Annotated in this window: 22 protein-coding genes and 1 tRNA gene; 12 read left to right on the top strand and 11 right to left on the bottom strand. The window is 66.6% G+C overall.

Going from position 1 to position 23,400, the window contains the following annotated elements; all coding sequences use genetic code 11:
• Window positions 1-21 precede the first annotated feature (21 nt).
• Entirely contained in the window at window positions 22-390 is a 369-nt protein-coding gene (locus IEW02_RS12610) for a glyoxalase superfamily protein (RefSeq protein WP_188545085.1), read from the top strand.
• A gap of 91 nt (window positions 391-481) precedes the next feature.
• Here IEW02_RS12610 and mshC read toward each other — a convergent pair whose 3' ends face one another.
• Complete coding sequence (gene mshC, locus IEW02_RS12605) at window positions 482-1,720, bottom strand: cysteine--1-D-myo-inosityl 2-amino-2-deoxy-alpha-D-glucopyranoside ligase (RefSeq protein WP_188545084.1); 1,239 nt, start codon at window positions 1,718-1,720, stop codon at window positions 482-484.
• 137 nt (window positions 1,721-1,857) lie between these two features.
• Between mshC and IEW02_RS12600 the strand changes: the two genes are divergently transcribed.
• On the top strand, window positions 1,858-2,325 hold the full coding sequence (locus IEW02_RS12600) for a MarR family winged helix-turn-helix transcriptional regulator (protein ID WP_188545335.1): 468 nt from the start codon (window positions 1,858-1,860) through the stop codon (window positions 2,323-2,325).
• Here IEW02_RS12600 and IEW02_RS12595 read toward each other — a convergent pair.
• From IEW02_RS12595 to IEW02_RS12580, 4 genes are all read right to left on the bottom strand, one after another.
• The gene (locus tag IEW02_RS12595) at window positions 2,282-3,094 is read right to left on the bottom strand and encodes an SCO1664 family protein (protein WP_188545083.1); all 813 of its coding nucleotides are present in this window, start codon (window positions 3,092-3,094) and stop codon (window positions 2,282-2,284) included. The two genes, IEW02_RS12600 and IEW02_RS12595, sit on opposite strands and share 44 nt — an antisense overlap.
• A gap of 2 nt (window positions 3,095-3,096) precedes the next feature.
• Window positions 3,097-3,693, bottom strand: a complete 597-nt coding sequence (locus IEW02_RS12590; protein ID WP_188545082.1) for a DUF3090 domain-containing protein — start codon at window positions 3,691-3,693, stop codon at window positions 3,097-3,099.
• A 99-nt stretch (window positions 3,694-3,792) separates the two neighbouring features.
• Complete coding sequence (locus IEW02_RS12585) at window positions 3,793-4,506, bottom strand: histidine phosphatase family protein (RefSeq protein WP_188545081.1); 714 nt, start codon at window positions 4,504-4,506, stop codon at window positions 3,793-3,795.
• A gap of 25 nt (window positions 4,507-4,531) precedes the next feature.
• Window positions 4,532-5,377 carry an undecaprenyl-diphosphate phosphatase gene (locus tag IEW02_RS12580; protein WP_188545080.1) on the bottom strand — a complete coding sequence of 282 codons (846 nt, stop codon included), beginning with the start codon at window positions 5,375-5,377 and terminating at the stop codon, window positions 4,532-4,534.
• A 118-nt stretch (window positions 5,378-5,495) separates the two neighbouring features.
• Between IEW02_RS12580 and IEW02_RS12575 the strand changes: the two genes are divergently transcribed.
• Entirely contained in the window at window positions 5,496-6,428 is a 933-nt protein-coding gene (locus tag IEW02_RS12575) for an aldo/keto reductase (RefSeq protein WP_188545079.1), read from the top strand.
• Here the strand turns inward: IEW02_RS12575 and IEW02_RS12570 are convergent.
• Window positions 6,425-6,808, bottom strand: a complete 384-nt coding sequence (locus IEW02_RS12570; protein WP_229745969.1) for a hypothetical protein — start codon at window positions 6,806-6,808, stop codon at window positions 6,425-6,427. The genes IEW02_RS12575 and IEW02_RS12570 overlap by 4 nt on opposite strands.
• Window positions 6,809-6,931: 123 nt before the next feature.
• Here IEW02_RS12570 and IEW02_RS12565 point away from each other — a divergent pair, with 123 nt between their 5' ends.
• Genes IEW02_RS12565 through IEW02_RS12555 form a run of 3 tightly spaced genes read left to right on the top strand, consistent with a single transcriptional unit; the run spans window position 6,932 to window position 9,270 of the window.
• Window positions 6,932-7,939 carry an NHL repeat-containing protein gene (locus IEW02_RS12565; RefSeq protein ID WP_188545078.1) on the top strand — a complete coding sequence of 336 codons (1,008 nt, stop codon included), beginning with the start codon at window positions 6,932-6,934 and terminating at the stop codon, window positions 7,937-7,939.
• Between the two features lie 15 nt (window positions 7,940-7,954).
• Window positions 7,955-8,194, top strand: a complete 240-nt coding sequence (locus IEW02_RS12560) for a DUF5703 family protein (protein ID WP_188545077.1) — start codon at window positions 7,955-7,957, stop codon at window positions 8,192-8,194.
• Between the two features lie 2 nt (window positions 8,195-8,196).
• Window positions 8,197-9,270 (top strand): quinone-dependent dihydroorotate dehydrogenase, encoded by a 1,074-nt coding sequence (locus tag IEW02_RS12555; protein ID WP_188545076.1) that lies wholly within the window; start codon window positions 8,197-8,199, stop codon window positions 9,268-9,270.
• On the opposite strand, the gene IEW02_RS12550 is transcribed toward IEW02_RS12555, so the two are convergent.
• Together IEW02_RS12550 and IEW02_RS12545 are read right to left on the bottom strand one after the other, a co-directional pair.
• Complete coding sequence (locus IEW02_RS12550) at window positions 9,267-9,797, bottom strand: YbhB/YbcL family Raf kinase inhibitor-like protein (RefSeq protein ID WP_188545075.1); 531 nt, start codon at window positions 9,795-9,797, stop codon at window positions 9,267-9,269. The two genes, IEW02_RS12555 and IEW02_RS12550, sit on opposite strands and share 4 nt — an antisense overlap.
• 14 nt (window positions 9,798-9,811) lie before the next feature.
• The gene (locus IEW02_RS12545) at window positions 9,812-11,179 is read right to left on the bottom strand and encodes a M20/M25/M40 family metallo-hydrolase (protein WP_188545074.1); all 1,368 of its coding nucleotides are present in this window, start codon (window positions 11,177-11,179) and stop codon (window positions 9,812-9,814) included.
• Window positions 11,180-11,328: 149 nt separating this feature from the next.
• Between IEW02_RS12545 and IEW02_RS12540 the strand changes: the two genes are divergently transcribed.
• The 6 genes from IEW02_RS12540 to IEW02_RS12515 all read left to right on the top strand — a co-directional run bounded on the left by IEW02_RS12540 (window position 11,329) and on the right by IEW02_RS12515 (window position 18,072).
• A tRNA-Leu gene (locus tag IEW02_RS12540) sits at window positions 11,329-11,414 on the top strand.
• Between the two features lie 78 nt (window positions 11,415-11,492).
• Window positions 11,493-12,917, top strand: coding sequence for an SDR family NAD(P)-dependent oxidoreductase (locus IEW02_RS12535; protein WP_188545333.1), 1,425 nt, complete (start codon window positions 11,493-11,495; stop codon window positions 12,915-12,917).
• Window positions 12,918-12,932: 15 nt separating this feature from the next.
• The gene (locus tag IEW02_RS12530; protein ID WP_188545073.1) at window positions 12,933-14,429 is read left to right on the top strand and encodes a glutamate-cysteine ligase family protein; all 1,497 of its coding nucleotides are present in this window, start codon (window positions 12,933-12,935) and stop codon (window positions 14,427-14,429) included.
• 25 nt (window positions 14,430-14,454) lie between these two features.
• The gene (locus tag IEW02_RS12525) at window positions 14,455-15,711 is read left to right on the top strand and encodes a saccharopine dehydrogenase family protein (protein WP_188545072.1); all 1,257 of its coding nucleotides are present in this window, start codon (window positions 14,455-14,457) and stop codon (window positions 15,709-15,711) included.
• Window positions 15,712-15,743: 32 nt separating this feature from the next.
• The gene (locus IEW02_RS12520; protein ID WP_188545332.1) at window positions 15,744-17,018 is read left to right on the top strand and encodes a CoA transferase; all 1,275 of its coding nucleotides are present in this window, start codon (window positions 15,744-15,746) and stop codon (window positions 17,016-17,018) included.
• A 13-nt stretch (window positions 17,019-17,031) separates the two neighbouring features.
• Entirely contained in the window at window positions 17,032-18,072 is a 1,041-nt protein-coding gene (locus IEW02_RS12515; RefSeq protein ID WP_188545071.1) for a nucleoside hydrolase, read from the top strand.
• Between the two features lie 82 nt (window positions 18,073-18,154).
• Here IEW02_RS12515 and meaB read toward each other — a convergent pair whose 3' ends face one another.
• The 3 genes from meaB to mutA are packed head-to-tail and all read right to left on the bottom strand — an operon-like array spanning window position 18,155 to window position 23,356.
• Entirely contained in the window at window positions 18,155-19,183 is a 1,029-nt protein-coding gene (gene meaB, locus IEW02_RS12510; protein ID WP_371829937.1) for a methylmalonyl Co-A mutase-associated GTPase MeaB, read from the bottom strand.
• Window positions 19,176-21,467: a methylmalonyl-CoA mutase gene (scpA, locus tag IEW02_RS12505; RefSeq protein ID WP_188545070.1), complete on the bottom strand. Its 2,292-nt coding sequence runs from the start codon at window positions 21,465-21,467 to the stop codon at window positions 19,176-19,178. The genes meaB and scpA overlap by 8 nt, the downstream gene beginning before the upstream one ends.
• On the bottom strand, window positions 21,464-23,356 hold the full coding sequence (gene mutA / locus IEW02_RS12500; protein WP_188545069.1) for a methylmalonyl-CoA mutase small subunit: 1,893 nt from the start codon (window positions 23,354-23,356) through the stop codon (window positions 21,464-21,466). Before mutA ends, scpA begins: the two co-directional genes overlap by 4 nt.
• Window positions 23,357-23,400: the final 44 nt, after the last annotated feature.

Genomic DNA, 23,400 nt, shown 5'->3' with positions numbered 1-23,400 from the left:
CTCGAGGACTACCCTGACGCCGTGACCATCGGAGCAGCCATTCCGATCCTCCGCATTTTCGACGAAGCGGTCGCTCGGAAGTTCTACGTCGACTACCTGGGCTTCACCGTGCAGTGGGAGCATCGATTCGAGCCCCAACTGCCCCTGTACATGCGGGTGGAGCGGGACCAGTGCACGCTGGACCTTTCGCAGCATCACGGCGATGGCACTCCGGGCACCGTGCTGTGGATACCGGTCACCGACGTTCTGGCGTTGCACGAGCAGGTGCACTCCCGGCGCGATCTGTTCCCACTGCGGCCCGGTATCGATCCGGATGGCCCCGGCGGTCCGACCATGGACGTGCCCGACCCGTTCGGCAACAGTTTGCGGTTCGCGCAGAACGTGTCCTGAGCACGCTGTTCCAGTGTCGGCGCCGCCGAGCGGGAAGTCGCTCGCGGACAACGCAACCGGAACACACGGCCCATGCAACACCAGGCTCGCCTTAGAGCTGCACTCCCAACAAGGCATCCACCACGTCGACTACGAGCCCCGGCGCTCCCGCGTCCGACCCGCCCGTCGACAGCGCGTACGTGGCCCATGCGTCGATCGCGTCGAGCGCCTTCGGTGAGTCCAGGTCGTCGGCGAGGTGCTGACGCACGCGTGCCACGGTGTCGTCCGCGGACTGCGCGGTGTCCAACGCCGTCGCCTTGCGCCACAACGCAACTCGATCCTGCGCGGCGGCGAGCACCTCGTCGGTCCACTCGCGATCCTGGCGATAGTGACCGGACAGCAGGCCGAGCCTGATGGCCGCAGCGTCGACTCCGGCCGCCAGCAACTTCGAAACCAACACCAGATTGCCCAGGCTCTTCGACATCTTGGTTCCGTCGAGGCCGATCATGCCGGTGTGCACGTAGTGCCGCGCGAACCGGTCCGCTCCCTGGAGCGACTCGGCGTGGGCGGCTGAGAACTCGTGATGCGGAAAGATGAGGTCGCTGCCACCACCCTGAATGTCGAATCCGAAACCGATGCGGTTCAGTGCAATAGCTGCGCATTCGATGTGCCAACCGGGACGCCCGGGGCCGAAGGACGACGGCCAGGACGGCTCGCCCGGCCGCTCGGCCTTCCAGATCAACGCGTCGAGCGGATTGCGTTTTCCGGGCCGGTCCGGATCGCCGCCGCGCTCGGCGAAGAAGCGATCCATGGTGTCTCGGTCGTAACCGGATTCGTAGCCGAACTGCTCGGTTGCGTCGGCACGGAAGTAGACGTCGGGAAACTCGGCGTCGTCGACGACGTAGGCGGCGCCGGACGCCACGAGCTTGTCGACCAATTCGGTGACCTCGTCCACGGATTCGACGGCGCCGATGTAGTCACGCGGGGGAATCACACGCAGTGCCGTCATGTCCGAGCGGAACAGGTTCGTCTCGCGGTGGCCGAGCGACACCCAGTCCTCCCCGTCGCGTTCGGCTCGCTCGAACAGTGGGTCGTCGACATCGGTGACGTTCTGCACGTAATGCATCTCGTGCCCGAGGTCGCGAAGTATGCGGTTCACGAGGTCGAAGGTCACGTAGGTTGCCGCGTGCCCGAGGTGAGTCGCGTCGTAGGGGGTGATCCCGCAGACGTACATCGATGCAATGGGGCCCGGTGTGACGGGTCTGACAGCTCGATCGGCCGTGTCGTACAGCCGAAGTGGAGGTCCTTCCCCGGGAACGGAAGGGACGACGACTTCGGGCCACGACTGCATGTCGCGAGCCTAATCGAGGCCCCTCGGGCCCCGGCCGCGGGCGTCGAGGTAGGGGTCGAAGGGCGTGCCATTACGCTGTGACTCGACACAGCTGGTTCAGCGTGCTGAACGGTTTCTCCAGACACAGCGAGGTGGCCGTGACGAGCGAGGTCGACGGGTTCGACGAGTGGCCGACGGGCCGCTTGCTGTCCACTGCCGCGCGCCTCGTCGAGCAGTCCTGGAGCGAATTGCTCGAGTCCCACGGCGTCACCCACGCGGGTCTGATTGCCCTGCACACCATTCGCAACGCTGCTCTGTCGCAGCGCAACATGGCCCGTGCGAGCCGAGTCACGGATCAGACCATGAGCCGGACCGTGGAGAAGTTGGCGCGCTCCGGCATGGTCGAACGCAAGAGCGACCCGAGTGACGACCGACGGGTGTTGGTATCGATCACAAAGAGCGGTCGCGCGATGCTGTCGACTGTCATCGCATCCGAGCGGGAGGACAGCGCGCTCCATTCCGTATCCGATCCCGACGCACTCCGCGATCAGCTTCTGCAGTTGGTGCGCGACCTGTCGGGTCCTAGAACGCCGGCCACGGAATCGGACGGTGCCGGTCCGGAGTAGGCATGACCGGTCGAGCGATCAGCGTCGCCGTCCGATCGATCAGGGCGTCGATCTCGACATCGGTGATGTGGGGCGCGAGCGTGTCGGTGAAGCCGGTGCCCAGCTTCTCTGCGAAGGCGACGACGTCGGCCATCGATCCGTCGTCGATCGCACGCCCCGCCCAGCCCCACAGCACCGTGCGGAGCTTGTCGTCGGTATGCATGCAGATTCCGTGATCGACGCCGTACACCGATCCGTCGAGACCCTCCAGAACGTGGCCGCCCTTACGGTCGGCGTTGTTGACCAGGATGTCCAGCACTGCCATCCGCTGCAGGCGCGGGTCGTCCGCGTGGACGAGCGACACCTCTTCTCCCACGTCGTCGTAGGCCTGGAGAACCGGGATGTATCCGGTGGGAACCATGTCGGGCCGGCACAGATCGACCATGTCGATCCCTTCGCCCCGCTCCGGATGGTGATCCGCGGTGTCGATCCACCGCTGAACCATCCCGGGTCCGAACGGTCCGTCGCGCAGCACCGTCGTCGGGACCACGCCCCACCCGAGGGCCTCGGACACCAGGAACGAGGACACCTCTCGGCCGGCCAGGGTGCCGTCCGGAAAATCCCACAGCGGACGTTCCCCGCGCACCGGTTTGTAGACGCACCGCAAGGGGGGTGCCTCGTCCGGGCGCACGATCTCGCACACGAGGGTGGCGTTGCTGGCCGTGGTGACTCGCCCGACGATGGCGAGCTCCCCCGTGGTCAGCAGTTCGGTGTCCGACGCTTCGGTCAAGGTCAGGTCTCGTCGCCGAATTCGGTGGAGTCTTCGCCCAGGACGGTTCCGCGGCGGTACCCGTTGGTGCGGACGCACATGTGTCCGGCCGACGTCAGCGGCTCGCCGCACAGCGGGCAGGGCGGGCGGCCGGCAGCGATCACCCGCTCACTTCGCGTCGCGAACTCACGGGCTTGCTCCGGGCTCAGGAACACTCGAACGGCGTCCGGGCCCTCGTCCGTGTCGTCGAGAACCACGGACTCGTCGACTTCCGTCTCCGTGATGGCGAGCAACTCGACCACCACGGCGTTGGCTTCCGCGTCCCACCCGAGGCCCATCGTGCCGACACGGAACTCGGCGTCGACCGGCATCACCAACGGGTGGACGTCGCGCGGCTCGACCTCCTCCGGCGGTACGTCCGTACCGAAGCGGCGATGAATCTCCTCGAGGAGGAGGCCGACCCGATCGGCGAGCACCTGCACCTGTTGCTTCTCGAGTGCGACGCTGACGATCCGTGCCTCGTGAACTGCCTGCAGGAAGAACGAGCGATCACCCGGCTCCCCCACCGTTCCGGCGACGAACCGATCAGGAGTGCGAAATACGTGAATCGCGCGGGACATGAGCACCTCCCTTGATCGCGCCGAAGTATCGAACTGTCATTCCCATTATCCGCAGTATTGCCCGTGCTGGACGGTCGACGACGCCGACGGGGCCCCGAATCAGACTTCCCCGCCCGGAACGGCGTCGGACGCCGACCGTTCCGGCAGGTCAGCGGCGGGCTCCGACTCGGCCGGCGGAGTTTCGCCAGGAACGAACGCGGACAGATCACCACCCGTGTCGCCCACTCGATGCACGAACGGACGAGTTTGGGTGTAGCGCACGATGCTGATCGACGCCGGTTCGATCATGATTCGCTGGAATTCGTCCAGGTGACATCCCAGCGCGTCGGCGAGAACCGACTTGATGACGTCGCCGTGCGAGCAGGCAACCCAGAGAGCGTCACGTCCGAACTGCTCCGCGAGCCTGCGGTCGTGCTCACGGATGGCTTTGACGGCTCGCGACTGCACGTCGGCCAAGCCTTCGCCTCCGGGGAACACGGCCGCCGACGCGTGCTGCTGCACGACCTTCCACAGCGGCTCGGCCGCCAGGTCCTTCAGGCCGCGCCCGGTCCAGTCGCCGTAGTCGACCTCGACTATCCGATCCTCGACCGCAGGCTCGAGTTCGCGCGCGGCAGCGAGCGGAGCGACCGTCTGCTCGCACCGCAACAGCGGCGAGCGCACGATCGCGTCGATACGAAGGCCGCTGAGGCGTTCGACCACACGCTCGGCTTGCGCGACGCCGGTGACGTCCAGTTCGACGCCGGGTGTGCGGCCCGCCAAAGTGTGCGCCGTGTTCGACGTAGACCGTCCGTGCCGAAGAAGAATGACCGTCATGGGGCAAGCCTAATGACCGACCGGCCTAGGTCGCGGCGACGACCCCCGTGCCCAGCAGGACCAACACAGCGGCACCGACGACGATGCGGTAGCCCACGAACCAGTACAGCGAGTGGTTGGCCACGAACTTGAGCAGCCAGGCGATCGAGGCGTACCCGAGGACGAAGGCGACGATGGTCGCCACGATCAGCTGCGGGCCCGACGCGGTGAGCCCCTCGCCCGCCGGTTCGAACGCGTCGGGAAGCGAGAACAGACCGGACGCCGTCACGGCGGGTATCGCCAGTAGGAACGAGAACCGAACGGCGGCTTCACGTGTGAGTCCCATGAACAGGCCGGCACTCGACGTCGCTCCCGACCGCGAGACGCCCGGGATGAGCGCCAGACACTGCGCTGCGCCCATGACCAGCCCGTCTCGGGTGGTCAACTTCTCGATCGGACGGGTCTGACGACCCACCTTCTCGGCGACCGCGATGACCAGGGCGAAGACGATCAGCATCGTCGCGATGACCCAGAGATTGCGTGCGCCCGTACGAATCTGGTCCTTCAGCAGGTACCCGAGGAGACCGATCGGAATGGTGGCGATGATCACGTACCACCCGATGCGGTAGTCGAGATTGCCGCGTTGGGTCTTGTCGAACAGGCCGCGGAACCAGGCTGCGACGATGCGACCGATGTCGCGGGCGAAGTAGATCAGCACCGCCAGCTCGGTGCCCAGCTGGGTGACTGCGGTGAACGATGCGCCCGCATCGTCACCGAAGAAGACCTGCGAGACGATCCGCAGATGGGCGGACGACGAAATGGGCAGGAATTCGGTGAGGCCCTGCACCGCGCCGAGAACCAGCGCCTGCAGCCAGGTCATCGATTCGATCACGCCAGAGGCTCCGGAGTCGAAGTAGTCACGGAGCCAGACCGTACTAGGGTTCTGCCGTCGGCGACCATTGCGGTCTGCGGGGGAACAGGACGAAAACGACGATGATGCGGAAACACCCATGATTGAGAGAACGGTCGGAACCAGCGGCCTGCGCGTGTCGAGGCTCGGCCTCGGGACGGCCGAGTGGGGCCGCAGCGTCGACGGTGACTCCGCGGCTGCGCAACTCGCCGCATTCGCCGAGGCGGGCGGCACCCTGGTCGACACCTCACCGGCGTACGGCGACGGACGGTCGCTGCGCGTACTCGCCGAGATCGTGGACGACGTGGTCCCCCGCGCCGACCTCGTCCTCAGTTCCGATGCGGGGGTGTTCGCACGCGACGGCGTCACCCGGATCGATTGCTCGCGGCGCGGCCTGTTGACGGTGCTCGATGCGACCCTGCGCGAGCTCGGTACCGACCATCTCGATCTGTGGAACGTCGGCGCGTGGGATCCCGTCACACCGACCGAGGAGATCGCCGCCACGTTGAGCTACGCGGTCACGTCCGGACGCGTGCGTTACGTGGGGGTGCGCGGTTACCTCGGCTGGCAGTTGGCCACCGCGACGGGTACCGGCCTGCGGGTCGAACCGGTTGCGGCGCAAGCAGAGTACTCGCTGCTCGCCCGTGACGTCGAAGACGAATTGATCCCGGCCGCGCAGCATCACGGCGTCGGAATCCTGGCGGTTCTTCCGCTCGCCGGAGGCGTTCTGACCGGTAAGTACCGTGACGGCGTTCCGGCCGACTCACGAGGTGCGGACGACACACGTGCCGTCGGCATCGATCGCTACCGGACTCGGACGGCGGCAAACGTCGTCGAAGCGGTCGCCACGGCCGCGGACGGGCTGGGTACGTCGCCGCTCGCTGTCGCGCTCGCGTGGGTTCGGGATCGGCCGGGCGTGTCGGCGGCCGTCGTGGGTGCCCGTGACATCGGTCAGCTCACGGGGGTTCTGGCCGCCGAGGACTTGGAACTACCACCGGCGATCGTGTCCGCGCTCGACGACGTGAGCAGTTAGCTCGGATCGATCACGGAGCCGAGGCGCGAGAGGATTGCGCGGATGCTGGACCCGTCGTTGGGGGGTCCGTCCACCGGAGTCGCCGAGGCGACGGCGTCGCGAACCGCACCGACGATGCTGCGTTCGTCCGCCAGGTCGAGTTCGACCACGGACAGGTCTGCGGTGGCCTCGACGTCACGAACGTCGGGCACGGTCGTGGCGAGGTCTGCCCGGTAGACGTCGAGGAACATTCGATTGCCTCGGACTCGGAACGCGTACGTTCGCCCGTCTCCGGTGTCGCCGAAGCCGTGCGCGTACGCGCCGACCGAGATGTCGTCGACGGAAAACACCGGCGGTGTGTCGAAGTGCGACTCACGCTCCACGGTCTGCCTTTCGTTCACTCGAGCTGTTGGTGTGTCTTCGCGACCGACGCTGCGGGCGACTGGTCCCCGATCGCGTCGGCTCCGTTCGTGGATGATCGAATTGACCCGCCCGATCGACAGAGCCCGAAGGAAGTTGCCCCGATGCCGTCACCCGTTGCCCGCCGTCACGCGATCACGGTCGGACTCCTGGTCGTCGTCGCGGCCGGTTGTTCGTCCGGGGACGATCAGACCAACCTCAACGTACGCGAACCGGAAACTGCCGCAACCTCTCCCGAGATCACGACCGCGCCCGCAGGTGTCGTGTCCGAGGCGGGAACGTCCGTCGAGTCCATGGCGTTCGACCCCGGTTCGCGAACCGTGGCCGCGCTCACCGCCGACGGCAGGACGCTGCTGCTGCAGACCTCGGCCGGTACGGACGCCACGCCGCGCACGACAAGCCTGCCCGAAGCGGGCAACTCGGTGTCGGCTGGTCGTGACGGGACAGTGCTCGTCACCACGAATTCGGGCGTCCTGCAAGTGGATTGCGCATCCGGCGCCGTGCGTGATCTCCCCGTCGACGGCGGCGCTGTCTCGGCGGTGCCATTCGGTGACGGCCTGGCCGTCGGCAACTCCAGTGGTGCGATTCACATTCTCGATGCCGACGGCGGCGTCACCGAGACGATCGACGGACTCGCGTCCGTGGACGCGCTCTCGGCCATCGACGGTCAACTGACCGCTCTCGACACGAAACAGACGTCCGTGACCTCGATCGACACAGACCGAGGCGCCCTCGGTCCGGCGTTGCGAGCCGGTGAAGGTGCCACCAATCTCGCGTCGTCTCCGGACGGGCGCATTGCGGTCGCGGACACGGCGGACGGCGAACTGCTCGTCTTCACCGACGACGACCTCATCCTGCGCCAGCGATTCCCCGTGGCCGGGTCGCCGTTCGCCGTTGCGTACGACACCAGCTCGGGCATCGTCTGGGTCACGACGACGGCCACCAACGAGGTCGCCGGTTACGACGTCTCCACCGGCATCGGAGTCGAGACGGCACGTTTCCCGACTGTTCGACAGCCCGACTCGCTCGCCGTCGACTCGCAATCGGGCGATCTTTTCGTAGGCTCGTCCGACGGGCAAGGTATTCAACGCATTCAGGCTCGGAGCGAATAGCGAGGTGACGAACTGATGAGCAGCTCCAAACGCGCCCTGCCTTCGGGGTGGGAAAGCACGTCCGACGACTGGGAGTACGTACCCCTGCGTCTGCCACCGGACGTTACGCGGGTCAGCGCGTCGATGCGGTTGGCCATCTCGGCTGAGTTCGGCGGGTGGGAACTCTCACGTGTCCGGCTGTACACGGACGGGAGCCGCCGGGTGCTGCTCAAGCGGCGCAAGACGGCCGCGCACGTCCCCGAACCCGGAATGTGAGCATGTCTGCGTATCACCTGCTGCTCAAAGCGATGTTCCTCGTTCCGCCGGAGCGCATCCACCACGTTGCGTTCACCGCGATGCGCTCGGTCACCGGGTTCGGTCCGACACGTGCCGCAGCGGCACGGATCCTCACCGTCCGCGATCCGCTGCTGGCATCCACCGTGTTCGGAGTCCGATTTCCGTCGCCCGTCGGTCTCGCCGCGGGATTCGACAAGGACGCCGCGGGAGTCGACGCGTGGGGGCCGCTGGGCTTCGGCTTCGCCGAGATCGGCACCGTCACGGCAGATGCGCAGCCCGGTAATCCGCAACCACGTCTGTTCCGCGTCGCCGCGGACCGCGGTCTCGTCAACCGAATGGGGTTCAACAATCACGGCGCTGCGGCCGCGGCCGGCCGGTTGACCCGGCGGCGCGGTGACATTCCCATCGGGGCCAACATCGGCAAGACGAAGGTGATTGCTCCGGAGGGAGCGACCGCCGACTACACGACGAGCGCACGGCTGCTGGGCCCGGTGGCGGACTTCGTGGTCGTGAACGTGAGTTCGCCCAACACGCCAGGATTGCGGGATCTGCAGGCAGTCGAATCGCTGCGACCCCTCCTGGCCGCGGTGCAGTCGGCCGTCGACAAGCCCGTTCTGGTCAAGATCGCCCCCGACCTCAGCGACGACGACATCGACGCCGTCGCGGATCTGGCGGTCGAACTCGACCTCGCCGGAATCGTCGCGACCAACACCACCATCGCACGGACCGGGCTGCGAACGCCGTCGGCGGAAGTCGATGCCATGGGCGCGGGCGGGCTGTCCGGCGCACCCGTCGCCGCGCGATCCCTGGAGGTACTGCGCCGCCTGCATTCCCGTGTCGGTGGGCGTATCGCGTTGGTGTCGGTCGGCGGCATCGAGACGGTCGATCAGGCCTGGGAACGCATCGAAGCCGGTGCATCCCTGATTCAGGGCTACACCGGCTTCGTGTACGGCGGACCGTTCTGGGCGCGTCGACTGAACGCGGGCATCGCCCGGCGTGCCCGCGCCGCCGGATTCCGCTCGTTGTCCGACGCAGTCGGTTCCGGCAGTCGCTAGTTCTGCTCGTAGGTCCCGACGATCACGGCACGGGCGATCGCGTGCGAGAACAGGTTGAATCCGAGGTACGCGGGAGAGGCGGTCTCGTCGATTCCCAACGACTCGGTGTCGACGGCGTGGACGGCAACGAAGTAGCGATGCGGTCCGTGACCGGCGGGCGGGGCGGCGCCGATGAATCGCGCCACGCCGGCGTCGCCCTTCAGGGTGATCGCAGACGTCGGCAACCCGGTCCCCTGGTCGTCACCGGCGCCCACGACGAGCGACGTGGTCGATGCGGGGATGTCTGCCACGGCCCAATGCCAGAAACCCGAGGCCGTGGGCGCGTCCGGGTCGTACACGGTGACGACGAAGCTCTTCGTCTCCTCGGGGAATCCCGACCAGGACAGTTGCGGCGACTGATCGTGACCGCCGGCGCCCATGATTCCGCTGACCTGGTCTTCTTTCAGCGGACCGCCGTCGGTGATGTCCTCACTCGTCAGTTCGAAGGACGGGAGATCGGGAAGGGCGGCGTAGGGGTCGTACGACATGTGAATCCTTTCGGTCAGCTGTGCATCAAGAAATGCGCGAACACCTTGGTGCCGAACACCAAGGAATCAGTGGGTACCCGTTCGTCGACGCCGTGGAACAACGCAGCGAAGTCGAGTTCTGGCGGCAGTTTGAGCGGCGCGAATCCGAAGCATCGAATGCCCAGCTTCGCGAACGCCTTGGCGTCGGTTCCCCCGGACAGCATGTACGGGACGGTGCGACCGTTGTCGTCGAAGGCCAGGATCGCGTCGTTCATCGCATCCACGAGGGTCCCGTCGAACGTGGTCTCGTAGGAATCGAGGTTCGTGATCCACTCCCGCTCGACGTGCGGGCCGATCAACTCGTCGACCTCTTTCTCGAAGGCGGCTTTACGGCCGGGCACGATGCGGCAGTCGACGACGGCTGTGGCGCTCTGTGGAATGACGTTGGCCTTGTATCCCGCCGAGAGCATGGTCGGGTTGGCCGTGTCGCGGAACGTGGCGCCGACGATGCGGGCGATGCTTCCGAGCTTGGCGAGCATGCCGTCGATGTCGGGTGACTCGGGGTCGAAGTCGATACCCGTTTCTTCCGACACCGCGGCGAGGAACTCGCGCACGGAATCCGACATGACCAGTGGGAAGGTGTGATTGCCCAGGCGCGCAACGGCTTCCGCCAGGTAGGTGACTGCGTTCTCTTCGTGCAGAAACGATCCGTGACCCGCTCGGGCTTTGGCGGTGAGCCGCATCCAGGCCAGGCCCTTCTCCGCCGTTTCGACGAGGTACAACCGCTTCTCGGTTCCGTCCGGCCGCGCAACCGTCAGCGAGAAACCGCCGACCTCGCCGACTGCTTCGGTGACACCCTCGAACAGGTCGGGTCGGTTCTCGACCAGCCAGTGCGAACCCCAGGTGCCGCCCGCCTCCTCGTCCGCGAGGAATGCGAAGACCAGATCGCGCGGGGGCACCGTGCCGGAGGACTTGAGCTCGCGGGCGATGGCAAGTGCCATACCGACCATGTCCTTCATGTCCACGGCACCGCGGCCCCACAGGTAGCCGTCCTCGACGGCGCCGGAGAACGGATGCACACTCCAGTCGGCGGGTTCGGCGGGAACGACGTCGAGATGTCCGTGTACGAGGAGCGCACCGCGGGAGGAGTCGGCACCTTTCAGCCGCGCGAACACGTTGCCGCGCCGCGGTTGTCCGGACTCTACGTACTCGGTCTCGTATCCGACCGCCTCGAGTTGCGAGGCGACCCACTCGGCGCATTCCTTCTCGCCGACCGTGGTCTCGAGTTCGCCGGTGTTGGACGTGTCGAAGCGGATGAGGGACGCGACCAGGTCGACGACTTCGTCGACGGCAACGGTAGGAGTGGAGCCTGCGGAACGACTCGATCGATCGGTGTCAGTCACCCGTCTTTCCTACCAGGGAGCTGCCGCGCCGTCCGTGCGACGTGCGGTTTTGTCTCGTGGGCCGGGATCGGCTAATATTTGCCGTCGCACCGAGAAATCGGTGCGGCAGTATCTGTATGTCACACGGTGGCCAAGTTCAGAAACTGTATGTCCGAGTGGCGGAATGGCAGACGCGCTAGCTTGAGGTGCTAGTGTCCTATTAACGGACGTGGGGGTTCAAGTCCCCCCTCGGACACGCACAGACCCCGATTCTCGCCCGAATCGGGGTCTTTTCGTGTGTGAGGTGTCAGAGCGTCGTGGTAGCCGAACGGAAGTGGGCAGCGTGAACATCGATCCGGACGATCTCGACGTCTGTCTCCGGGTGCTCGCCCAGGCCTCCGACCTGCACGACGAGCATCCCGATTCCGTTGCGCTGCAACGTGCGACGGCGCAGCTGTTCAAATCGATCAAGAAGCGCCGACGCGTCGAATCACGCACCAGAGTGTCCGAAGCCGACCGATCCGTGATCGCGAGCACGGCCACCGGCTCCCCCGAGCGCATCGACGACGAGACGGCCGGGTTGGCGCTCACGTCGGCCACGACCGCTGACACGGCGGGCACACTCCTGCGCGCACGTCCCTGCTACATCTGCAAACAGCGCTACACGGTCGTCGACGCCTTCTATCACCAACTGTGCCCGGCGTGCGCGGAGCTCAACCGCGACAAGCGGAACGCGCGGACCGATCTGTCCGGACGGCGTGCGCTGTTGACGGGCGGCCGGGCGAAGATCGGCATGTACATCGCGCTGCGTCTGTTGCGGGACGGGGCGCACACCACCATCACCACCCGCTTCCCGGCCGACGCCGTTCGCCGTTTCACCTCCATGCCCGACAGCGCCGACTGGTTGCATCGACTTCGGGTGGTCGGTATCGACCTTCGCGATCCAGCGCAGGTGGTTTCTCTCGCCGACTCGGTCGCCGCCGACGGACCACTCGACATTCTGATCAACAACGCCGCGCAGACCGTGAAGCGCTCCGCTGGTTCGTATTCCGCGCTGATCGACGCCGAATCTCCACTGGTGTTGCAGGAATCGCCCGTCGAGGTACTGACCTTCGGCAACACGAGCGACGCGCATCCCGCTGCGCTGGCCGGGTCCGTTCCGACCACTGCACTCGAGGCGGTTTCGGCGCTGGCGTTGGTTGCCGGGTCGGCGTCGCCGGAACGCATCGAGATGGGTGTCGCCATCGACGCCGGCGGGTTGGTCCCGGATCTGGCCGACACCAACAGCTGGGTGCACACCGTCGATCAGGTCGATCCGATGGAGCTCCTGGAAGTTCAGCTGTGCAATTCGGTCGCACCGTTCATCCTCGTCTCCCGCCTGCGGCCCGCCATGGCTTCTGCGGCTGCCAGGCGCAAGTACGTCGTCAACGTCTCGGCAATGGAGGGACAGTTCGGCCGTGGGTACAAGGGTCCGGGGCATCCGCACACCAACATGGCCAAGGCCGCGCTCAACATGCTGACGCGCACCAGCGCGGGTGAAATGCTGTCCGACGGCATCCTGATGACCGCCGTCGACACCGGGTGGATCACGGACGAACGCCCACATCCGACGAAGATGCGGTTGGCGGACGAGGGATTCCACGCTCCGCTGGACCTGGTCGACGGTGCGGCGCGCGTCTACGACCCCATCGTGCAGGGCGAGGCGGGACACGACGTCCACGGCAAATTTCTCAAGGACTACGCCCCCTCGCCCTGGTAATGGTGTGATTGCTACATGGGCGATGAAGTCGACGCACGGACATTCAGTCGTCAAGACCGACAGGAATTTCGGCGCAAGGTGCAGCGGTGTCTCGACGCGCTTGCCACGATGCTGGCGAACGACGACTTCAGCGTCGACGAGCCGCGTCTGGGCATGGAAGTCGAACTGAACCTGGTCGACGACACGATGCAACCGGCCATGGCCAATGCTGCGGTCCTCGAAGCCATTGCCGACCCGGACTTCCAGACCGAGCTGGGCCAATTCAACATCGAGATCAACGTGGCGCCGAAACCGCTGAGCGCGAACAACATGCGCGCGCTCGAGGACGGGCTGAGGTTCTCGTTGGACTCCGCGGATGCGCGGGCGAAGGAATCCGGTAGCCGGCTGGCGATGATCGGCATGCTTCCCACGCTCACCGAAGAACACTTCGCACGGCACTGGTTCTCGTCCAACCCCCGCTACGAACTGCTCGATCAGCAGATCTTCGCCGCGCGCGGCGAGGACATCGAGTTGTCCATCTCGGGTGTGCCATTGCACGACGACGGCAATGTCGAGACGCTGAACACCATCTGCGAGACCATCCTGCCCGAGGCCGCCTGCACGTCGGTACAGCTGCATCTTCAGGTCGCTCCGTCCGACTTTCCGTCGTATTGGAATGCGGCTCAGGCACTTTCTGGAGTCCAAATCGCGCTGTCGGCCAACTCGCCCTTCTTCGCCGGTAAGGCACTCTGGCACGAGAGTCGCATCCCCATGTTCGAGCAGGCCACCGACACCCGGCCGCAGGAACTCGTCAATCAGGGCGTACGGCCGCGGGTGTGGTTCGGCGAGCGGTGGATCACCTCCATCTTCGACCTCTTCGAGGAGAACTCGCGCTACTTCCCTGCCCTGCTGCCGGTTGTCACCGACGAGGATCCCGTGGAGGTTCTCGCTGCGGGCGGTACGCCGAAGCTGACCGAACTGCGCATGCACAACGGCACCGTCTATCGCTGGAACCGGCCCGTCTACGACACGTCCGGCGGCGGCCATCACATCCGTCTCGAGAACCGCGTACTGGCGGCCGGACCCACCGTCGTGGACATCATGGCCGACGCCGCCTTCTACTACGGAACAGTGCGCGCGCTCGTCGACGCCGATCGGCCCGTCTGGTCGCAGATGTCGTTCGACGCGGCCGAGGAGAACGTCCACGCGGCGGCGCGCGGCGGTTTCGACGGGCGACTGTATTGGCCCGAGGTCGGGTGGGTCGGACCGCAGGAACTCGTGCTGCGCCGGTTGCTCCCCCTCGCCGACGCCGGTCTCGAGTCCTACGGTGTCGACGCCGATGTCCGCGATCGCTATCTCGGTGTGATCGAGGCGCGGTGCCTTGCCCGGCAGTCGGGGTCGGTATGGCAACGAGCATCGGTCGCCGCTCGCGAATCCGCGGGCGACAATCGCGCGACGGCGTTGGCGGGCATGCTCGCCGAATACCTGGACCGCATGCACCAGGGCGATCCGGTGCACACCTGGACGGTGTGACCCGTCGCGCACGTAGGGTTGGCTCATGGCTTCCACTGAGCAACGTGTCCGCGATTTCGACGTGATCGTCTACGGAGCCAGTGGCTTCGTCGGCGCTCTCGTAGCCAAGCATCTGGCGGGCGCTGCGCCCGAGGGAACTCGCATCGCGCTGGCCGGCCGCTCGCAGAGCAAGCTGGTGTCGGTCCGGTCCTCGCTCGGCGGTACGGCGGCCGACTGGCCCATCCTCGTGGCCGAAGCGGACGACACCGTGGCCTTGGACGCGCTGGCGAGCAAGGCCCACGTCGTGATCACGACGGTCGGACCCTACGCCAAATACGGTAAGGCGCTTGCACATTCGTGCGCAGCAGCCGGTACCGACTACGTGGACCTCACCGGTGAAGTATTGTTCGCGCGCGAGAGTGCCGACGAGAACCACGAACTGGCTCACTCGACCGGCGCCCGCATCGTGCACTCGTGCGGGTTCGACTCCATCCCGTCGGACATCGGTGTGTTCGCTCTCTACGAGAAAGTGAACCAGGACGGCGCCGGTGAGCTGACCGACACCACCTTGGTCGTGACATCCATGAGCGGCGGCGTCAGCGGAGGCACCATCGATTCGCTGCGTGGGCAGATCGACGAGATGACGGCCAGCAAGAAGGCCCGCAAGATTGCGGTCAGTCCCTATTCGCTGAGCCCCGACCGCTCGATCGAACCCGACCTGGGTCGACAGAACGACGCGCCGATCATGAAGGGTTCGTCGATACATCCGTCTCTGAAGGGTTACAAGGCGCCGTTCGTCATGGCGTCGTACAACTCTCGGGTGGTGCGACGGTCCAACGCCCTCCTCGGCTACGCGTACGGCAAGACGTTCAAGTACAACGAGGTCATGAGCGTCGGTTCCTCACCGCTCTCCCCCGTTCTGGCCGGCGCGGTGGCCGCCGGGCTCGGCGCCGTCGTCGCGGGTCTGGCGTTCAAGCCGACTCGCTTCATCCTCGACAAGGTGCTCCCGAAGCCGGGTGAGGGACCCAGCGAGAAGACCCAGCGGAAAGGCCATTTCACGGTCGACATCTACACGACCACCACGACCGGTGAGCACTACGTCTCCCGCGTCAAGGCCAAGGGTGACCCCGGCTACGCGGCGACGGCCATCATGCTCGGCGAGTCGGCGCTCGCACTTGCTCTCAATCGTGACGAGCTGCCCGGTATCGGTGGCGGGGTGCTCACTCCCGCAACGGGTATCGGTGACGCGCTCGTCACTCGGTTGCGGACCGCCGGCGTCGAGGTGTCGGCCCGAAAGGTGTAGCGGTGCACGAGCTCCTGCTCAGCGACTACGACATCGGGCTCAAGTCGGCGACTGCGCTGCGTGGTGCGCAGCCGACCCGGCCCTACCTGTCGGCGACTCTGCCCGTGGCTGCCTTGGCGGCCGGATCCGTTGCGGCGCTGTGCAGTGCGGTCGACCGCTACCGCACTGCACGCGAGCTCGAATCGGCTCCCTGGACTCTCGACCTCGCACGCATTGCCGCCTCCTTCAGCGGTGACAAGATGCTTCGTATCGACGGTGCACCGGTGAACGGTTTCGCCGAGCTCTCCGGTTTCTTCCCCACCTCGGACGGATGGGTTCGCACCCACGCCAACTATCCGCACCACCGTGCGCGGTTGCTGGCCACGCTCGACCTGCCCCGCAACGCATCTCGGGACGACCTTTCCGCCGAACTCGCACGTCGGGAGGGTGCAGCGGTGGAACATGAGGTGACGTCGGCCGGTGGTCTCGCGGTGCGGGTGCGGACCGAACAGGATTGGGCCGCATCGGAACCCGGACGGCGCGCCGCATCGGGGCCCGTCGTGTCGCGGACGATGCGGCCCGACTTCCGCGACCCCTACGGGCCGCCACAGGCCACCTCGCGGACGCCCCTGGCAGGCATCCGTGTTCTCGACCTCACGAGGGTCATCGCCGGTCCCGTTGCGACGCGAGCGCTGGCGCTTCTCGGCGCGACGGTGCTGCGGGTGGACTCGCCACACCTGCCGGAAATCGCCTGGCAGCACATCGAGAACGGGCAAGGCAAGCGCACCACCTTGCTCGATCTCGGTGAACCGAACGACCGCGAGCGGTTCGACGCCCTCATGAGCGGAGTCGACGTCGTTGTCACCGGATACCGGCCAGGTGCCCTCGACATTCGTCTGGCCCCCGGAGTGGTGCACGGACGTGTCAGCGCATGGGGTGAGCGCGGCCCGTGGGCGCACCGACGCGGATTCGACAGCCTCGTCCAGGCCGCATCGGGGATCTCACTGATCGAAGGCGCACCGGGAGCGCTGCCCGCGCAGGCACTGGACCACGCCAGCGGATACCTGCTCGCGGCAGGAGTAGTCGACGCGCTCGCGGCTCAGCTGGCCGACGGGATCGGTCGAGACGCGACGGTGTCGTTGGCCCGTACCGCCGCGTGGCTGCTCGCGGCTCCCGGTCGAATCGAGGACCCACCGGCCGCGGTTCTTCCCGACGAGCAAACTGTCTCCACTCACGGCACGATCACGGCAGCCAGGCCTGCCCTGGCCGACTACGACGACTACCCGTTCCCCGCGCACGACTGGGGTTCCGACGACGCGCGGTGGTGAGAGGATCACTCGGGTGACCCCGTTCCCGCAGAAGCTGATCGTCGACGTCGACACCGGAATAGACGACTCGCTCGCACTTCTCTACCTGCTGGCAAGCGCCGACGAAGCCGAGATCACCGTCCTCGCCTGCACCGCGGGCAACGTTCCCACCGCGCAGGTCACCGAGAACAACCTGCGCTGGCTCGACGTGTGCGGCGCCCCGCTGATCGAGGTGGCCGTGGGCACCGACGGACCGCTTGTTGCTCCCCTCATGACGACCGAGGACACCCACGGGCCCCACGGCATCGGGTACGCGGAACTACCACCGTCGACCAGGACGGTCTCCGATCGGACCGCAGCGCAGGCGTGGGTAGCGGCCGTCCACCAATATCCCGGCGAGATCACCGGACTGGTCACCGGACCGCTGACCAATCTGGCCCTGGCGGTCAGGTTGGAACCAGATTTGCCGAAACTGTTGCGCCGCCTGGTGATCATGGGCGGATCGTTCGACCACCCCGGCAACACCACCCCCACCTCGGAATGGAACGTGGCCGTCGATCCCGAAGCGGCGAAAGAAGTGTTCGACGCGTTCTCCGAGGCGCTCCACCCGCCGATCGTGTGCGCACTGGGCCTGACCGAGACCATCGAGATGAAGCCGCATCACGTGGCGCGACTGGCCGAGATCGCGGGCAGTCGACCGATCGAGACGCTCTCCGAGACCGACGAAGTGGGGATCCGCTCGGCAGCGTCGAACCCGATGGTGCGGTACTTCACCGATGCGGTGCGCTTCTACATGGAGTTCCACCAGGCACAGGGCGAGGGATATCTCGCGCACATGCACGACCCCTTCGCTGCGGCGCTCGCTCTGCACCCGGAATTCGCCGAGTACGAAGAGGCGACGGTCGACGTCGAGCTGGACGGAACCCTCACGCGCGGAACGACGGTGGCCGATCGGCGCGGATTCTGGGGTCGACCGCCCAACGCGGCGATCGCGGTGCGCACGGACCCGGACGCCTTCTTCGACCATCTGCTCGAGCGGGTGGGGCGGTTCGCGGCGGCCGTTCATCCCGACTGAGGGGCACATTCGGTCGATCTATCGGTGTGAGGGTGCCCCTGAGTCGCAACAGGTTCCCGACTGAGGGGCACATTCGGTCGATCTATCGGTGTGAGGGTGCCCCCGAGTCGGTGGGTGGCGCATCGAACGCGCTCAATATCTCCTGCGCCGCCAACGCCGCGGTGAGCGTTCCCTCCGCCACCCGCGCCTCGACGTCACCGCGCACCTTCTTGACCGCATCGTTCGAGGAAAGTCTGCGCAGCAGTTGATCGTTGACCATCATCCAGGTCCACTCGACCTGCTGCCGCCGGCGCTTCTCGTCGAACTCGCCGGCCTCGGCAAGTACCCGTTGATGTTCGAGCACGGTGTCCCAGAACATGTCCAGGCCGGTACCTTCGATGGCGCTCATGGTGAGGACCTTCGGCTTCCACAGCGCGTCGTGCGGGTAGATGAGCCGCAATGCTCCCGCCAACTCGCGCGCGGCTCCCTTCGCCTCGGTCAGATGCTTGCCGTCGGCCTTGTTCACCGCCACCACGTCGGCGAGCTCGAGAACACCTTTCTTGATGCCCTGCAACTGATCTCCGGTGCGGGCGAGGGTGAGGAAGCAGAAACAGTCGACCATCCCCGCCACCGTGATCTCGGACTGCCCGACGCCGACGGTCTCGACCAGAATGACGTCGTAGCCGGCGGCTTCGAGCAGGACGATGGTCTCGCGGGTCGCCTTGGCCACGCCGCCGAGAGTTCCCGACGTCGGAGACGGCCGGATGTACGCCTCGGGTGCGACGGCCAACCGGGCCATCCGGGTCTTGTCACCGAGAATGGAGCCACCGGTACGCGTCGACGACGGGTCGACGGCCAGGACGGCGACGCGGTGACCTTCCGCGATGAGCTGCATGCCGAGGGCGTCGATGAACGTGGACTTGCCGACGCCGGGCACACCGGTGATTCCGACGCGATGCGCTCCCCCAGCTTCGGGCAGCAGCTCGAGGAGAAGCTTCTGCGCGAGGTCTCGATGGTCCGCACGAGTGGATTCGACCAGGGTGATGGCGCGCGCCAACCCGGATCGCTCGTTCGCGCGGACCGACGTGGCGAGCTCGGCGATGTCGATCGTGCGTGTGGGACGGTCAGACACCGGAGACAGACGGGAAGGCCGGAGGCCGGTCGACGTGTCCAGCTCCGTGTCCCAGCGATTGCGCGAGCTTGGTCACCAGATCGGCTGCGGCGTCGGCGATCACCGTGCCGGGCGGGAAGATCGCGGCCGCGCCGGCGTCGTAGAGGGCGTCGAAGTCTCCGGGAGGGATGACACCGCCGACCACGACCATGATGTCCGGCCGTCCCGCGGCGGCCAGGGCATCGCGCAGCGCCGGAACGAGGGTGAGGTGCCCAGCGGCGAGCGAGGACACACCGACCACGTGCACGTCGTTGTCGGCGGCCTGGTTGGCGACCTCTTCCGGTGTCTGGAACAGCGGGCCGACGTCGACGTCGAATCCGATGTCGGCGAAGGCCGTGGCGATGACCTTCTGGCCGCGATCGTGGCCGTCCTGCCCCATCTTGGCGACGAGGATGCGGGGTCGGCGCCCTTCGTTCTCGGCGAATTCCGCGACGAGTTCGCTGGCGTGGGCCAAGTTCTTGGCTTTCCCTGCTTCGTCGCGGTACACGCCGCTGATGGTACGGATCTCGGCCTGGTGGCGGCCGTAGACCTTCTCGAGCGCATCCGAGATTTCGCCGACCGTCGCCATGGCTCGTGCTGCGTCGACCGCGAGGGCGAGCAGGTTGTTCTCCATCCCGCCCTCGTCGGAGGCGGCTGCGCGGGTCAGCGCTGCCAGCGCCGCCTCGACGGCATCCGAATCTCGTTCCGCGCGTAGTCGTTCGAGCTTCTCGATCTGCTCCTTGCGGACCTTCGAGTTCTCGACCTTGAGCACCTCGATGCTGTCCGGCTCGTCCGGTACGTACTTGTTCACCCCGACCAGCGGTTGGATACCGGAGTCGATGCGGGCCTGTGTGCGGGCGGCGGCTTCCTCGATACGTAGCTTCGGGATGCCCTCGCTGATGGCCTGTGCCATACCGCCGGCTTCTTCGACCTCGGCGATGTGGGCGCGCGCGCGGTCGGCCAATTGTGCGGTGAGCCATTCGACGTAGTACGACCCACCCCAGGGATCGATCGGGCGGACGGTACCCGATTCCTGTTGCAGCAGAAGCTGCGTGTTTCGCGCGATGCGGGCGGAGAAGTCCGTGGGCAGTGCCAGCGCCTCGTCGAGGGCGTTGGTGTGCAGCGATTGGGTGTGGCCCTGCGTTGCCGCCATGGCCTCGATGCAGGTGCGCGAGGCGTTGTTGAACACGTCCTGGGCGGTGAGGGACCACCCGGAGGTTTGCGAATGTGTCCGCAGGGAACGCGATTTGGGGCTCTTCGGGTCGAATTTCTGGACGAGCTCCGCCCAGAGCAAACGGCCCGCGCGGAGTTTGGCGACCTCCATGAAGAAGTTCATGCCGATGGCCCAGAAGAACGACAGCCGGGGCGCGAAGGTGTCGACGTCCATGCCCGCGTCGAGGCCCGCGCGGATGTACTCGACACCGTCGGCGAGGGTGTACGCGAGCTCCAGATCGGCTGTCGCACCGGCTTCCTGGATGTGATAGCCCGAGATCGAGATCGAGTTGTACTTCGGCATTCGCTCGCTCGAGTACGCGAAGATGTCGGAGATGATGCGCATCGAGGGCTTGGGCGGATAGATGTAGGTGTTGCGCACCATGAACTCTTTGAGGATGTCGTTCTGAATGGTCCCGGCCAGTTTTTCCGGTCCGACACCCTGCTCCGCCGCGGCGGCCACGTACAGCGCGAGAATGGGGAGCACGGCACCGTTCATGGTCATCGAGACCGATACGCTGCCGAGATCGATTCCGTCGAAGAGCTGACGCATGTCGTAGATGGAATCGATTGCGACACCGGCCATTCCGACGTCACCCTGTACTCGCGGATGGTCCGAGTCGTATCCGCGGTGCGTGGCGAGGTCGAATGCGACGGACAGACCCTTCTGGCCCGCCGCGAGGTTACGGCGGTAGAACGCATTGGACTCCGACGCCGTGGAGAAGCCGGCGTACTGACGAATGGTCCACGGTTGGTTGACGTACATTGTGGGGTATGGGCCTCGGACGAATGGCGCCTCCCCGGGGTAGGAATCGACCGGATAGCCCGCCGCGGCGACGGCGTCACGATCGGCTCCCGCGTACACGGACTTGACGTCGATGCCTTCGGGGGTCGACCACCTCAGCTGATCGGTGGTGTACCCGTTCGCTGCGGCACCCGCTGCGACGTGGGCGTCCACCTCGGCCGCGGAGGGTGACGGCGCCACGGGGTCGCCCGGCTCCACCAGAGGTACGTCGGCGAAACTGCCGATCACGTGCCCGATTCGCCGATTCATGCCGGACTCCTGTCGAGAGTGCTGGTCAGTTCGTCCATGAGTTCGGTCAGCGCGGCGATCGCGTCGATCTTGGCCGTCAGGTACCCGTCGGGTCGACCGTCGTCGGGCGCGTCGGCGAATGCCTTCTCCGGACCGGCGAGAAGGACGCGTTCGATGCCGGCGTTCCGCAGCGTGCGCACCGCCTCGGCTCCTTCGTCGGCGTAGCGGCGGTCGGTGCCGCACAGTACGGCGATGGAGGCACCGCACTCGCGCGCTGCGCCGCCGAGGTCGGTGACCGCTCCGGGGTCGACGGCATGAATCCCACCGGATGCCAACAGGTTTGCTGCGAACGTCGTGCGGACGTTGTGTTCGGCCACCGAGCCCAGCGGCGCGAGGAAGATCTGTGGCCGCGAACCGGTCTGCTCGAGTGCGCGGTCGCTGCGATCGCGAAGCGCCTCGAACTGCGCGGCGTAGCGCGTCGTTCCCGCGGCCGGTGCGAGTCCTTCCGGCAGCGGCTTCTCCGCGAGATTCGGGAACTCGTTCACGCCGGTGACGGCGGTTCGGCGGTGGGCGATGTCCGATGCACGCTCCTCGCGTGTCGTGTCCACCGCTCGCCGTACGAAGCCCGACTCGAGGGCGGCGGCGTACCCGCCTTCGGATTCGATCTCCTGCAGCACCGACCACGCGGACTCGGCCATCTTGTCGGTGAGATCCTCGACGTACCAGGATCCGGCGGCGGGGTCGAGCACCCGACCGAGGTGCGACTCCTCGAGCAGGAGCAGTTGAGTGTTGCGGGCGATCCGATTGGAGAACGACCGGGACACCCCGAGTGCGCCCGGCGGCAGCGACACGTCGAACGGCAGCACCGTCACCGAGTCGGCACCCCCCACACCCGCGCCGAAGGCGGCGAGGGTGGTGCGCAACATGTTCACCCACGGATCACGCTGAGCCATCATTGCGGCCGAGGTGACCGCGTGTTGCGGTGCGTCGCCGCTGTCGGGCGCACCGCACACCTGCGCGACACGCGCCCAGACCCGGCGGGCGGCTCGGAACTTCGCGATGGTGTCGAACTGACCGTCGGTAGCGGCGAACCGGAACTCGATCTGGGCCAAGGCCTGTGCGGCGGTCAGACCGGCGGCGGTGAGACTGCGGAGGTACTCGAGTCCCACGGCGACCGCCATGCCGACTTCCTGAGCGTCGGCGGCGCCGCCGTCGTGGAAGACCGTGCCGTCGACGGTGATCGCGCGGACGGACTCGGCCCGACCGGATGCCGTCTGCGCCAGGGCTACCGCGGCGTCCAGGTCGACGCCGTTCGAGGAGTCGAACGCGTCGGTCAGCGGTGATGCGGCGAGGCGAACGTCGACCGCCGATCGATTCTCTGTGCCGTCTGCCGAATCGAGAAGAGCGAAGAGCGCGTCCGCGAAGTCGACCAGCCGGTTCCCCGCGTCGAGCGTGACCGGTGCGAGATCGAGCAGCACCCCGGACAGAATCTGCGGGAGGTCCGACGGTGCGACGGAATCGACCCCGACCCACAGTGCGCTGATGCCGTTCTCGAGGCCGTTCAGAATCAGGGAGTTGATCGCGGCGGGGTCCTTCTCGCCGACTCCGACGCTTCCGGCGACCAGCCAGCCGCGTGCCACGTCGCGCGATGCGTCGCGCCCACGAACGAACGGGAAGGCCCCGGGCAAAGGAACTTCCGGGCGGGCATCGCGAGGCCCGTACAGAGCGTTGATCGTGATGCCGTCGTAGGTCGTCGACGCGAGCAGCGATTCGGGGTGCTCGGGGAGCGTGTTCGCATCCACGCGACGGGATTTCGCGAGAACGCCGGCCACTGCTCCCTGCCACGCCGTGAAGGCCGCGTCGAGCGAATCGTCCCTGTCGACGCCTGTGTCCGGGGTGCTGTCCGCCATTGTTCCCTTTCGCCGAGCGCCGCGTGCGTTCGCAAGGCGTCGTT

Source organism: Rhodococcoides trifolii, assembly GCF_014635345.1.
Classification (GTDB): Bacteria; Actinomycetota; Actinomycetes; order Mycobacteriales; family Mycobacteriaceae; genus Rhodococcoides; species Rhodococcoides trifolii.
Note: the sequence above shows the minus strand (reverse complement) of the source record. Positions and strands in the feature narration are given on the sequence as shown.